16 protein-coding genes are annotated in these 12,513 nt (G+C 59.9%); 9 read left to right on the plus strand and 7 right to left on the minus strand.

What is annotated here, in order from left to right; genetic code table 11:
- The first annotated feature begins 6 nt into the window (after window positions 1-6).
- Window positions 7-759, plus strand: a complete 753-nt coding sequence (locus SPHINGO391_RS09760; RefSeq protein WP_152008651.1) for a TIGR02117 family protein — start codon at window positions 7-9, stop codon at window positions 757-759.
- Here the strand turns inward: SPHINGO391_RS09760 and SPHINGO391_RS09765 are convergent.
- Together SPHINGO391_RS09765 and SPHINGO391_RS09770 are read right to left on the minus strand one after the other, a co-directional pair.
- Window positions 738-1,913, minus strand: coding sequence for an FAD-dependent monooxygenase (locus SPHINGO391_RS09765; RefSeq protein WP_244615156.1), 1,176 nt, complete (start codon window positions 1,911-1,913; stop codon window positions 738-740). The two genes, SPHINGO391_RS09760 and SPHINGO391_RS09765, sit on opposite strands and share 22 nt — an antisense overlap.
- A gap of 139 nt (window positions 1,914-2,052) precedes the next feature.
- On the minus strand, window positions 2,053-2,298 hold the full coding sequence (locus SPHINGO391_RS09770) for a zinc-finger domain-containing protein (RefSeq protein ID WP_152008653.1): 246 nt from the start codon (window positions 2,296-2,298) through the stop codon (window positions 2,053-2,055).
- Window positions 2,299-2,476: 178 nt separating this feature from the next.
- Between SPHINGO391_RS09770 and SPHINGO391_RS09775 the strand changes: the two genes are divergently transcribed.
- Entirely contained in the window at window positions 2,477-3,268 is a 792-nt protein-coding gene (locus tag SPHINGO391_RS09775; RefSeq protein ID WP_152008654.1) for an alpha/beta hydrolase, read from the plus strand.
- 8 nt (window positions 3,269-3,276) lie between these two features.
- Window positions 3,277-4,158 carry an alpha/beta hydrolase gene (locus tag SPHINGO391_RS09780; protein ID WP_343200297.1) on the plus strand — a complete coding sequence of 294 codons (882 nt, stop codon included), beginning with the start codon at window positions 3,277-3,279 and terminating at the stop codon, window positions 4,156-4,158.
- 4 nt (window positions 4,159-4,162) lie between these two features.
- Here SPHINGO391_RS09780 and SPHINGO391_RS09785 read toward each other — a convergent pair whose 3' ends face one another.
- Window positions 4,163-4,969, minus strand: coding sequence for an enoyl-CoA hydratase-related protein (locus SPHINGO391_RS09785; protein ID WP_152008656.1), 807 nt, complete (start codon window positions 4,967-4,969; stop codon window positions 4,163-4,165).
- Between the two features lie 187 nt (window positions 4,970-5,156).
- Here SPHINGO391_RS09785 and cysE point away from each other — a divergent pair, with 187 nt between their 5' ends.
- Both cysE and SPHINGO391_RS09795 read left to right on the plus strand, forming a co-directional pair.
- Window positions 5,157-5,981, plus strand: a complete 825-nt coding sequence (cysE, locus tag SPHINGO391_RS09790; protein WP_152008657.1) for a serine O-acetyltransferase — start codon at window positions 5,157-5,159, stop codon at window positions 5,979-5,981.
- Window positions 5,982-6,095: 114 nt separating this feature from the next.
- Entirely contained in the window at window positions 6,096-6,302 is a 207-nt protein-coding gene (locus SPHINGO391_RS09795; protein ID WP_152008658.1) for a DUF3126 family protein, read from the plus strand.
- Here the strand turns inward: SPHINGO391_RS09795 and SPHINGO391_RS09800 are convergent.
- Window positions 6,295-6,948: a hypothetical protein gene (locus tag SPHINGO391_RS09800; protein ID WP_152008659.1), complete on the minus strand. Its 654-nt coding sequence runs from the start codon at window positions 6,946-6,948 to the stop codon at window positions 6,295-6,297. The genes SPHINGO391_RS09795 and SPHINGO391_RS09800 overlap by 8 nt on opposite strands.
- A gap of 191 nt (window positions 6,949-7,139) precedes the next feature.
- Between SPHINGO391_RS09800 and SPHINGO391_RS09805 the strand changes: the two genes are divergently transcribed.
- Window positions 7,140-7,475: a hypothetical protein gene (locus SPHINGO391_RS09805; RefSeq protein ID WP_152008660.1), complete on the plus strand. Its 336-nt coding sequence runs from the start codon at window positions 7,140-7,142 to the stop codon at window positions 7,473-7,475.
- A gap of 144 nt (window positions 7,476-7,619) precedes the next feature.
- Window positions 7,620-8,147: a gamma carbonic anhydrase family protein gene (locus tag SPHINGO391_RS09810; protein ID WP_152008661.1), complete on the plus strand. Its 528-nt coding sequence runs from the start codon at window positions 7,620-7,622 to the stop codon at window positions 8,145-8,147.
- Window positions 8,148-8,346: 199 nt separating this feature from the next.
- Here SPHINGO391_RS09810 and SPHINGO391_RS09815 read toward each other — a convergent pair whose 3' ends face one another.
- From SPHINGO391_RS09815 to SPHINGO391_RS09825, 3 genes are all read right to left on the minus strand, one after another.
- Window positions 8,347-8,946: a transglutaminase-like cysteine peptidase gene (locus SPHINGO391_RS09815; RefSeq protein ID WP_244615390.1), complete on the minus strand. Its 600-nt coding sequence runs from the start codon at window positions 8,944-8,946 to the stop codon at window positions 8,347-8,349.
- A 428-nt stretch (window positions 8,947-9,374) separates the two neighbouring features.
- On the minus strand, window positions 9,375-9,986 hold the full coding sequence (locus SPHINGO391_RS09820) for a PilZ domain-containing protein (RefSeq protein ID WP_193217248.1): 612 nt from the start codon (window positions 9,984-9,986) through the stop codon (window positions 9,375-9,377).
- 86 nt (window positions 9,987-10,072) lie between these two features.
- A complete protein-coding gene (locus SPHINGO391_RS09825; RefSeq protein ID WP_193217249.1) occupies window positions 10,073-10,699 on the minus strand; it encodes a PAS domain-containing protein in 627 nt (208 codons plus the stop codon).
- 343 nt (window positions 10,700-11,042) lie between these two features.
- On the opposite strand from SPHINGO391_RS09825, the gene SPHINGO391_RS09830 reads away from it, so the two are divergent.
- The gene (locus SPHINGO391_RS09830) at window positions 11,043-11,780 is read left to right on the plus strand and encodes a rhomboid family intramembrane serine protease (RefSeq protein ID WP_152008664.1); all 738 of its coding nucleotides are present in this window, start codon (window positions 11,043-11,045) and stop codon (window positions 11,778-11,780) included.
- Between the two features lie 255 nt (window positions 11,781-12,035).
- Complete coding sequence (locus SPHINGO391_RS09835) at window positions 12,036-12,464, plus strand: CBS domain-containing protein (protein WP_152008665.1); 429 nt, start codon at window positions 12,036-12,038, stop codon at window positions 12,462-12,464.
- Window positions 12,465-12,513 lie beyond the last annotated feature (49 nt).

Consider the following 12,513-nt stretch of genomic DNA (forward strand, 5'->3'; position numbering starts at 1 on the left):
CAGGATATGGCACCGGGCGCCGGCGCTCGCCGACCCCGTGTCCGGCGATGTCTGTTGGCCGCGGCGCTGCTGATACTCGTTTCATTGGGCCTCGGGACTGTCGTTCCGAGGCCCTTGTCGGCTTTGCTCCCTGTGGCGGATGCAACCGATTCCCGAGCTCTCGGCAACATGCGGACCGTTCTGGTGCTTTCCAGCGAGATCCATACCGATCTGGCGTTGCCGGTAACGCCTGATGTGGCTGCTGACTTTGCATTCATGGCTGCCGACGGGCTTGATCCGGCCCAACCAGGTGTCGAGTATCTGATCGCCGGATGGGGTGGCCGCAGTTTTTACATCGAAACGCCGACATGGTCGGATCTCAAACCCGGCCCGGTGCTCAGAGCCCTGACGCTGGACCGGTCGGTGATGCATGTCGGACTTGCAGGTGACATCGACCAAAGCCATCCGACGGTCCGGACTATCGAACTCGACGAGGCATCCTTTCAACGTCTGCTCCAGTCGGTTCTTGCCAGCTTCATCCGAACGCCCGATGGCGTGCCGGTACTCGTTGCGGGCGCCAGGTACGGAGATTATGACCGGTTTTATGAGGCGGAAGGGCGGTTCAATGCGATCGTTGGATGCAATGTCTGGACCGCACGCATGCTCAGGCAGGCGGGACTGGCGACCGGATGGTGGACGCCGTTGCCGGTTTTGCTGACCACAAGTCTCGGGTTGCACAATACGTCAAACCGGTTTGGTTACAGCCCTGTGGTGCGGTAGCCGTAAAGCCAGTCGAGTTCGGCTGCCAGGTTTTCCGGCTGCCGCAATGCCAGTACCAGATCCCGGCCGAGGCGGATCGGACCGCGGGCATGATAGGCGAACTGGTTGAAGGCGCCGCGGGAACGGGCGCGGCCCACACGTGCCCGGCGCTTGGCCTGATAGGCCTGAAGCGTGGCGGCCAGTTCTCCTTCAACGCCGTTGCAAGCCTGGGCCAGTTCATAGCCATCCTCGATGGCCATCGCTGCGCCCTGGGCTGCGAAAGGTGTCATGGCATGCGCCGCATCGCCGATCAGTATGGTGCTCGCCCCATCATGCCAGGGGCCGTCGGGCAGTTCGTAAAGCGGCCAGCGCGTCATTTCCGGCGCCTGGCGCAGGATTGCGACCAGGTCCCGCTGCCAGCCGGAAAAGGCGGTGAGCAGATCCTGGCGGCGGTCGGGCTGTTCGCGCTGGGCCCAGGTCTGGCCGGGATCGTTGCCTCGGGTGATCGCCACCATGTTGAACGTTTTTCCGTTCTCTAGCGGGTAGGCGACGAGGTGGGTCCTGGGTCCGAGAAATGCGGTGACACTGGCCGGGTTCAACACCGAACGGGCAATATCTGCTGGCACCTTGAACCGCCAGGCAACCTGACCGGAAAAGCGTGGCGACGGCGCCCCCTTGATCAGCTTCCGGATCTCAGACCAGACCCCGTCGGCGCCGACGACGAGATCCGGGCGCGGCAATCCCAGGCGGTTGGCAAGGTCTCCCATTCCGGTCGAACTGATGCGCTGGCCAAGATGCATATGGCAGCTGGGTTGGGTGTTGACCGCATCAAGCAGCAGTGTCTGCAGGTCGGCACGATGCATGACGCCATAGGGCGCACCCCACCGCTCGGCGGCAAACGCGCCACAGGGGACATGAGTGATCTTGCGCAGCGATCCGCCGGAGGCCAGCACAATCTCGTGCGGATGAACCATTGCTCGCTGCAAGGTCTCGCCGAGACCGAGTGCAATGAGGATGCGGCTCGCATTGGGCGAAACCTGGAGGCCGGCGCCGACTTCGCTCAAGGCCGGTGCCTGTTCGACAAGGTGAACTTCGTGGCCCGCGCGGGCGAAGGAGAGGGCGGTTGTCAGGCCGCCAATACCCGCGCCGATGATCAGAATGTTACGGACCGTCACTGCGTCCTCCCGACACGGCAAAGAGCATCTGTCTTTCGACCTGAAGGCTTTGAGAAAACGAAGGTCGGAAATCCGGGCAATGTTGTGTCCCGGTGCCGTGTCCGCGGCTCTCACCCAGTCAATCCGGGCCGGAACGGTCTCAGGCTGCGGCGTATGCCCAGGAACAGCCTGCAGGCAGGGTGTCATCGCCGTGCAAAGCCGGATTGTACTTGTAGAGGGTCGAGCAGTAAGGGCAGACCTTCTCGCTGTCCGATCCCATGTCGAGAAATTCGTGCGGGTGATCGAAAGGCGGGTTGGCACCCACGCACATGAATTCCTTGACGCCGATTTCGATAGAGGCGTGTCCCGCGTCATTCTGGAAATGCGGGATTTTGTGGTCAGCCATACATCTCTCCGTCGTGGCGAACTCGATTTCGAGCGGACCTTATACGCTGGTCCGGCAAAAGTGTAGCCGGTAATTGAAGACAGCGCTGATACTTGTGGGGAGCAATGCAGTCATCATCAGACCGGAACATTTGCAAGGCGACGGGATTGAGATAGGTAGGGTGCGAAAGGGGCCTCACATGAATCTGGATCGGCTGCAGGCCGGGCGGTTTACGTCCGGGGATGTTGAAATCGCATGGTACGAAGCGGGCAGTCCGGACGGATTTCCGGTGTTGCTGATTCACGGATTTGCCTCCACCGCTCATGTAAACTGGGTGTTCCCTGGCTGGGTCAAGACGCTCGATCAGGCCGGTTTCCGGGTCATTGCACTTGACAATCGCGGGCACGGCCAGTCCGACAAGCCGCACGATGCCGAAGCCTATCATCCCGAAACCATGGCTGCGGACGCGGCAGGCCTGCTTGATTCGCTCGGCATCGGATCCGCGCATGTGATGGGTTACTCGATGGGTGCGCGGATCTCGGCGTTCCTGGCAATTGCGCGACCGGACCTGGTTCATTCGCTGGTGTTCGGCGGTCTGGGGCTCGGCATGATCGACGGGGTCGGGGACTGGGATCCGATCGCCGAAGCGCTTTTGGCGCCGTCAATCGATGATGTCAGCGACGAGCGAGGCCGCATGTTCCGGGCCTTTGCCGAGCAGACCAAGAGCGACCGTCTGGCGCTGGCCGCCTGCATCCGGACTTCGCGGACGCTGGTGAGCCGGGAGGAGATTGCCCGGCTCACCGTGCCAACGCTGATCGGCGTCGGGAGCCGTGACGACATTGCGGGATCAGCCGAAGGCCTTGCGGACCTGATGCTGCGGGCGAGGGCGCTGGATATTCCCAACCGCGACCACATGCTTGCGGTTGGCGACAAGGTTTTCAAGGCTGCGGCGCTTGAGTTTTTTGGTGACGTGGAAGCCGGATCAATTTGATGAAAGACATGAAAAAACAAATTAATTTCAAAGGTGTATCAGACAATCTGCTGACTGCCGATGTACACGAGCCGCGGGGTGAAGTGTATGGCAATCCGGTGCTGCTGCTGCATGGTGGCGGACAGACACGCCATGCCTGGGGCGGCGCCGCACGGCGGATCGCCGATGCCGGCCACATGGCATTTACGCTCGACCAGCGTGGTCACGGCGACAGCGCCTGGGTCGAGGACAAAGGCTATGCGTTTGATGATTATGCAGCCGACGCTGTTGCGGTGAGCCGCGAGATTGCCGAAATGACCGGCAAGAAAGCGGTCCTGGTTGGAGCTTCGCTTGGTGGTATTTCCGGGTTGATGGCCGAGCATCTTGGAGGACCAGCACTGCTTGCAGGACTGGTTCTTGTCGACATCACGCCGCACATGGATGCCGATGGCGTTAGCCGCATTCAGGGTTTCATGGCGGAACGGATGCGCGAAGGTTTCGCCACGCTCGAGGAAGCGGCCGACGCGATTGCGGCCTATCTGCCGAACCGGGCGCCGCGTCGTTCGCTAGACGGTCTGGCAAAGAACCTCCGGCTGGGCGCCGACGGCCGCTACCGCTGGCACTGGGATCCGGCCTTTATCGATGGCCCGCGCAACATCAATCACGGTTGGGAAACCGGTCAGCAGCGTCTGATCGAAGCGGCATGCGGGTTGGAAATCCCGGTGCTCTTGGTGCGCGGCCAGCAATCCGAGCTGGTCACCGAGGAAGCGGTCAGAGCCTTCCGCGAAATGGTGCCCCATGCCGATTATGTCGATGTGTCGGGGGCCGGACACATGGTGGCGGGCGACCGCAATGACGCGTTCAATGACGCAATTTCTGCGTTTCTCGACAAGCTCGAGGGGCGGCGCTGAGATCTCAGCGGCCGTTGAAGGCGGGTTTGCGCTTTTCCATGAAAGCGCGGCGGCCCTCCGCGTAGTCGGCGCTGTCGAAGGTCGACGCTGCAAGACCAGCTGCACGTTTGTAGTCTTCTTCATAGTTGCTTTGCACTGCCGCGATCGCAGCCTTTGAGGCGCGAACGGAAAGGGGCGCTGCCCCGGCAATCGACGCGGCGAGGTCCAGCGCATCGCTGTCAAGCTGGTTGGGCTCGCTCAGTTTCAGAAGGCATCCGCAGGCCAAGGCCTGCGCGGCGGAAAGTTCGGCGGTTGAATAGAGCGCCCGGCGCGCCTCTTGGTCCCCCAATGCCCTGACGAGATCCTGCACAGCATCCAGCGGGTAGGCGAGGCCAAGACGGGCAGCGGGAATGGCGAAACGGGCCGTATGGTCTGCCAGCCTCAGATCCGCTGCTGCTGCAAGGCCGAAACCGCCGCCAAAACAGATGCCCCGCACCGATGCGATAACGGGCACCGGGCAGTTGCGCACTGCTGCGAAAGCTGCCGAGTTGCCCGCCTCGTAGTCGCGCGCCGTGGTAGCATCCTTGCGCAGGGTGGCGAATTCACCGATATCGGCACCGGCGGAAAAATCACGGCCTCCGGCACCGGACAGGATGACGACGCGGACGTGCTGCTCGACGACCAGCCAATTGATTGCATCGGGTACCGACCGCCACATTGCATCGGTCAATGCATTGCGTTTTTCCGGCCTGCTGACGGTGAGAAAACCGACACCGCTTTCATTGGCAGCGGCACCAATTCCGCCGTTTGCAAAGGATATGTTTACGTCCATTTCATCCGCCCGATTGTTTTTTGCCGGATGTGTCTTATCCTTTATTGAAGGCTGCGTTCAAATCTCTTCGTTTGAACATCGGTCCTGGACACCTTATCAAGGCGCTTCAGTGCATCCGGCGGGTCAAGAAAAACCTGCTTTGGTGCTGAAGGTTCAAACAAGCCCGGAAGCGGGCCCGGAGGCGGCAATGTCAGCGAAATCAGGTGTGCGGGCGGGTGAATCCGTCAAGGCGATCGACCCGATATGGGATTCGATTCGCCTGGAAGCCGAAAGATCAATTGCGCAGGATCCGCTGCTTGCATCGTTCCTCTACTCGACCGTGCTGAACCAGCCGTCGCTTGAGGAAGCAGTGATCCACCGTGTCTGTGAACGGCTCGATCACCAGGATCTTCAAGCCAACATCCTGCGCCAGACCTTCCTTGAAATGGTCAGTGACTGGCGGGAGTGGGGCTCGGTGCTGCGGGTCGACATCCAGGCCGTCTATGACCGTGACCCCGCCTGCACCCGGTTCATCCAGCCGGTGCTCTATTTCAAGGGCTTCCATGCCATCCAGACCCACCGTCTGGCCCACTGGCTGTGGGGCAAGGGAAGGGTGGACCTGGCGCTGTATCTTCAAAGCCGCTCCTCGGAGATCTTCCAGACCGACATTCATCCGGCGGCGAAGGTCGGCAAGGGGCTGTTCCTCGATCATGCCACCGGTCTGGTGGTCGGCATGACCGCGACCATCGGCGACAACGTGTCGATCCTGCAGGGCGTCACGCTCGGCGGTACCGGCAAGGAAACAGGTGACCGTCATCCGAAGATCAGGGACGGTGTGCTGATCGGCGCCGGCGCGAATGTGCTTGGCAATATCGAGATCGGCCATTGCAGCCGCGTGGCGGCCGGCTCGGTCGTGCTGAAACCGGTTCCACCCAATTCCACTGTCGCGGGGGTACCTGCACGGGTCGTCGGAACAGCCGGATGCTCTGAGCCATCGCGGGCTATGGACCAGATGCTCAACGGCGGCAACTGAGCACGCTCACGCGCAGTTGATGCGGGATTTTTGTCCTTTGGCGGGATCGCGGGTTTGATTTAGCCCGCGGTCCGTGCCAAAAGCCGGTCGAACCCAATTGCCCAGGAGAGCACTGTGAAACCGGACGAAATCATCAAGCTGGACGCCTATTTCAAGCGCATTTTCAATGACAAGATGGTGATCAAGGCCCGGCCGCGGAAGGATGATTCGGCGGAAGTCTATCTCGGTGACGAGTTTCTCGGCATCGTTTTCCGTGACGATGAAGACGGAGATCTGTCATACAATTTCTCGATGGCCATTCTCGACGTCGACCTTACCTGACCAGCGCGGTCTCGAGGCGGTTGCGGACATCGCGCTCGATCTCACGCCAATGAGGCAGAAGATCGATCGAAAACCGGTAGGTGACCGACAGGTCCTTGCCAATGAAGATATCACGCTGGCAACCGGTCTGGGTGGTAAACCCGCTGTCTGCTCCAGTCAGATCCTCGACCAGGCATCGCACCGCATAGGGCCGCTGGCCTGCGGTGCGCTCCACATACATCAGTTCGTTGGCATAGCCCGCACCGGGGCGGAGCCGGAAGGAATCGAGGCCGTTGGGCCCGGCAAGCGGCGGGCCGTCGGTCAGGCGCTTGTAGATCGGCTCGAACCGCCCGGACATGTCTCTGGACATTGTCGCCTGGGTAATGCGCGCAAAAATCAACCCGTTGGCCGACCGCGTCTGGTTGAAGATGTCCCGGCGCGCTTCGCTATAGCCATTCATTCCAGGCCAGGAAAAATAGGTGTCCACCGCATTCTGGACGCCTGACGCCCTTTGGCTTTCGAACCGGATCACATTCGATGGAAGGTGGATGACGTCATCGCCGATGACGATCTCCTGAATGGTGCGGTCGGCCGTGTTGCCGGCATAGGAAATGCTTTTTCCGATCATCCGGCCCGTCAGTGCAATTGCAGCGGTGACGAGACACATGACCACGATCACCGCGGTCAACCTCCACACAAAGCGCGGCGAGAGCAATGGAGCGTGTTCAAGTGTGGATGAGGTCTCGGACATGGAGTGCCAGTGATTTCGATGTGTGCCAAAGTGGAACATCCCGCTGCGGCATGGCGCTTGCTTGATGTCTTGACGAATGCAAACACTGGACCGGACATGGTTAACCAATGATTTATTCTCTCGATTTCCTTGCCGCGATTTTCGCCATGGCGACCGGATTTGCCGCCGCCTGGGTTGGGCTCGAGCTTGTCAGGCTTGCCGGATGGCGTGAGCCGCAGTTTGCCGGCATGCGGGCGCATCCGGTTCGGGTCGGTATCGAACTGGTACTCGCTGCTCTCGTCGGCCCTCGGTTGCTGCTTATCAATGGTTTCAGAAACTGGCGGGCAGGCATGGTATCGCTGCCATTGTATGCCGTTCTTGCACTGGTTGCCGCGGGATGGTCGATCTGTTCCGGTGTGCTTGTTCTGCAGATGGCTTTTGCGAGCGGCTATTTTCTGGCTTAGGCTGATGTCAGCGGTGGCGGAGCAGCCTGATTTATCATGTTATGAAGCTTTGGAAGTGACGCCGGGTCATGGCATCAGGGATCTTTCGCTTCCAGGCCTGCGTGATCGGGTTTCGGCAGCGGTGACGCGAGAGAGGAGTATCGTATGGCGATCTACAGCCTGGACGGCAAGCAGCCGCAACTGCCTGACGGTTTCTATTATGTAGCGGAAAGCGCCCAGGTGATCGGCAATGTCATACTGGAGGAGGGCGCCGGCATCTGGTTTGGCGCCGTGCTGCGGGGCGATAATGAACCGATCACCGTCGGTGCGGGGTCGAACATCCAGGAAAACTGCGTGTTGCATACGGACATGGGATATCCGCTGGTGATCGGCAAGGGCTGCACCATCGGCCATTCGGCGATCCTGCACGGATGCACGATCGGCAACAACAGCCTGGTGGGAATGGGGGCCACCGTGTTGAATGGAGCTCAGATCGGAGAGAATTGCCTGATCGGCGCGGGAGCGCTGGTGACGGAAGGCAAGGTCATTCCCGACAATTCACTGGTGATGGGGTCGCCGGCCAAGGTGGTGAGACAGCTAGATGCCAGTGCGGAAGCCATGCTGAAACTCTCGGCCGAGCATTATGTTGAAAATGCCAAGCGATTTTCGCAAGGTCTGAAGCGGATCGACTAGGTCGAACTCTGCCGTTGCGGCTCTGCAGAAAAAGAAGGAGCCGACCCCAGGGGACATTGGGGTCGGCTCGAGGCCTGGCCGTTGCGGGGAAGCATGGGGACTCGACCAGAGCCTGACCCTGAACCGGCTGTTGTAAGCAACCGGTTGCGATTGCTTGTTCCGGACGGCCCCCGCAGGCCCTAAGTCCGGAACGTCAAGATCAATTGTTGATGGCGCCGACCTTGGAGGCCGATCCTGGTCCGAGCTTGGTCCATCGGGCCGCGTGTTCAGGTGATTGGCGCTTGATGAAGGTGTAGCCGGTTTCCGACCACAAACGGACATCACCGCGCATGTTGTCGAGAATGTAGTCACCGTAATCGGTGCGGACGGTGAGAACCGCGTGACCATCGCCATTTGGCTGAAGGACCACGGTGATCAGCAGATCCTTGGGCGAAAATCCCTGTTGCATGAGCATGTGGCGCTTGAGCAGCACGTAGTCTTCGCAGTCTCCGACCGAGCGCGGATAGGACCAAAGCTCCTCGACGCCGTATATGTTGAGGTCGGTGTCGGGCCGGATGCTCTGATTGACCCTGGTGTTGACCTCGAGCATGGTTGCCCATCGCTTTCGGGTAAGTGCCATCGGGCCTGAATCGCGACCGAGCGAGGTGCATTCATCCGGATAGTTCTTGCAGAACTCGTAATGTCCGATTGGCGGGTTGGTGTTGCCGGCGGCAACGAGATTTGTCGGTGTCGCCATGGAGGCGGTGCTGAATGTGATTGCCAGGCCACAGGCCGCAGCAAATTTCCCCAGTGCTTGCATGTGTGTGTGCATTGTCTTGTTTCCCCGTTATGGGACAACAATGCCATGCAGGTTTTGACATGACGCAAAAAACAACAGTATAATTAAGTACTTAGTTGAGTCTAATGCGACTAAAACAAGTATAAATCTGTATTAAAATTGATCTAAAACAAGTATAAAATTCGATCCTGCGGGTTCAGATTTTGACAACCAAGTGTGGTTTGTTCTGACCGCGCGCGATCACGCACAGGTGCGAATGCATGAGGCGTCAGGACGTCGTTGCTGGATGGGAAGGGTGGCAACTCTGGAGGGTGAGGGGTGGAGCCGGGCAGCCGTGTTTCACCAGCGCTAAGCCGTCGGCAGATGGCGGCGGCCAGCCCTCAACCGTTCGCATAAAAAAAGCCGGTCACAGGACCGGCTTTCAATAAGGGCGCCCGGGTGAAGGGCGTCTAGGAAAGTTTGTCGATTGTTTCCTCGGGCTGAAGCGTCATGAATTCCATGGCGATGCCTTCCTGGAAATGGCGCACCACCCGCCCGCGCATGTTGCCGAGCAGCACCATGGTGCCGAAGGCGGGACGTACGTCGATTTCCACGGCTGCGCCGGAAACAGACAGGTCGATGATGCGGCATGGGTATCGTCTGCCGTCGTCGAGGCGGATTTCGGAAACCGGATTGTTGGGCGAAACGCGCTCGTGGCGGCGGTCTTCGGGCAGGCCGAGCTCGTGCTTGTTGGCAAGCCATGTCAGCTGCGCGGAGAGTTTGTCGCGCTTGCGGTCGGTGGCGTTGAGCGAAATCGTGAAGGCGCGAAGCCCGGCTTCGGTGACCTTGCCTTCGATGCGACCGATGTAATCGACATAGGCAACGATGCGCTCACCGGTTTCGGGGCGGGAGCTGCTCAGGATGACGGCGTCGAAAGGGGACATGGCGTCGACGATGCAGTCATGCTCGGAGTGGTCCGCACGCATGAACCGTCCCTGCACCGAAATGGTCACCCGGTGAAACTTCTGTTCGCCGGTGTCATTGCCGTCGGTCGGCTGTGATGCGGAGCTTGCGGATAACATGAGAGCCTGTCGATTCCCTGACATTTGAGCCCTCATGTTAATCTGCGCAGTGTTAACAATGGGTAAGCGCCGGTCGATTATACTCGTTAATCGCGACGCCCGCCGTCAAGCACAACCAGATGGGCCACTTTCTTTCGATTTGCATTGAATCCATTGGCAAAATTCGGAGAAGAGGCTTGCATCCTGACCTCCGGCCGGTTTGCCAGAAAGACCGGATTGCGGCTCTGATCGATGAAACGGATGCCGGTTGTCGACAGGCCGACCACCGGTTCATGGCCGATCCAGTAGGGTGCATCAAAGACCGACAGAAGGCCGATCAACCGGTCGTTGAGGCCGCTGGGACCGGTAATGGGCAGCAGCAGCATCTCGGCCTGCGCCACTCGTCCGCCCTGGCTCAGGCAATCGAGTGACATGACGGCCGGGGTTGCGCCGGTTGCGACGGAAGCGCCGGTGCGTCCGGCATTGCGAACGCCGTCGGCAAGCCAGAGTGAAGCAAAGGACGAGCCCTTGAGTTCTCTGCCATGGAGCGCGCACAGGGCTGTACCCGCGAGACGGAAGTTCAACTGGTTGTCTGCTGCAAGATCGCAAATGAAGACATTCGGCAGGAGAGTGCGGATATCGGCAGGTTCGATGTCGATCCGGCTCGGTGCGGCCCGCTTACCGCGCTTCTCGGTCCAGTATTCGAAGAGTTCAAAACTGTTCTTGTGTTTCATGTAGGCTCGCCACCAATCGTTTCGAGGTGCCATTTTGATCCGGTGTCGTGCCAATCTGGCGCAACCGGATCTCCACGGCGTGATCTGGCTTTAACGAAGCGAAAACCATGCCACCGCGCCGCCGTTAAGGTTAATTTTCGGTTTGGATTGCGGCTGCCCGGAGTGCGTGCCATTCTGGGCCATCAGTTCTTGAAGGGATGTCCTTCAGCACAATTCGGACGAGGGGACTCGACCAGCCGTTCGCACAGCGCGAACGGCTTTTTTTTGTCCCGCTGTTGCCAGTGCGGGGCATGGGTTCTACTGCTCGTGACGTCGGTGTGAGCTGAAGAGAGAGTGCTTTCGCATGAGCCATAAGAATGATCCAGCGGGCCACGGCCCGGAATCGCGAAAGCGCGAGCCGGTGTTCAATCTGCCCAATGTTGTTCTGGCGATGGTTCTGCTGATGGTGGCGATACAGGTGGCGCTCGATTCACTGCTGCCACGGGCCGCAGTGCTCGAAATCTATCTGCAGACAGCCTTTATCCCGCAGCGCTATGCCGTCTCCATGGCCGGGCAGGCGGGTCCGTATCTCTGGTCGCCCATCACCTATTCCCTGCTTCACGGCGGCTACGCGCATCTGGCACTCAACTGTTTCTGGCTGGCTGCATTCGGTGCGGTTGTCGCCCGCCGTATTGGCCCGGTCCGGTTTGTCATCTTCTGGCTTTTGAGCGCGTTGGCGTCGGCGGCGCTTTTCCTTGTTTTCCACTGGGGCGACCAGAGCATCATGGTCGGTGCATCGGGCGTAGTCTCGGCGCTGATGGGCGCGGCGGCACGGTTTGCATTCGGTGATGGGGGCGGTTTCCACCGCGACCGGGCGCATCTCAATGAGCGCCTGAGTATAGCCCAGTCGCTGACCAACCGGACAGTGTTCGGTTTTCTCGTGGTCTGGTTCGGTATCAACCTGCTGGCGGCCGTGGGATTTTCCTTTGGTATTGCCGATTCGGCGATCGCTTGGGAGGCCCATGTCGGCGGCTTCCTGTTCGGGTTTCTGGCCTTTTCCCTGTTTGATCCGATCGGCCATGGCCAATCGGACGCTTACTGATTGCATGGGCGGTTTGTGAACCTTTTCGTCCCGGCGGTGTGAAAAGCACCGCCGCAGGTGCCCTTTTTCGTGAATCCGCGGGGATGGCAGAGATCTCCTGACCCGTTCCGGGACAGCTTGAAGAGTGTCCGGCAAGCAACGCGGGACGGAACCTGCGCAGGCTTGCAAACGCTCGAGTTCGAGCGCACCATATGCTTGGGTTCTGGTGCGGGGGAGCGCCGGGACCAAGTGGGAATCTGGCGGAAGGAGGATTGAATGACTGTAAAACAGATACTTGACCAGAAGGGACGCAATGTCGTTACCGTTAATCCCTCTATGGGCACCGAGGAGGCCGTGCGGTTTCTCTCAGACAACAAGATCGGCGCTGTGGTCGTGACCGGTGACGGTGGCAAGATCGCAGGCATTCTTTCCGAACGTGATATCGTCCGTGCCTTTGCATCGAAAGGCGCTGGAGCCCTGACCGCACCGATCTCCGCGATCATGACATCGAAGGTGACAACCTGTGGTGAGGATCATACCGTCAACCAGGTGATGGAACTGATGACCAATGGCCGGTTCAGGCATTTGCCGGTCGAAAAGGACGGAACGCTGATCGGCATCATCTCGATCGGCGACGTGGTCCGGCGGCGGATCGAGGACGTCGAGCGGGAGGCCGAGGAGATCAAGGCCTACATCGCGGGCTGATCTGGCAAGCACTGGACCAGGTACCATCGTGACCGGAGCGGCAAGCGGG

The organism is Hoeflea sp. EC-HK425 (assembly GCF_902498795.1).
Lineage (GTDB): Bacteria > Pseudomonadota > Alphaproteobacteria > Rhizobiales > Rhizobiaceae > Hoeflea > Hoeflea alexandrii.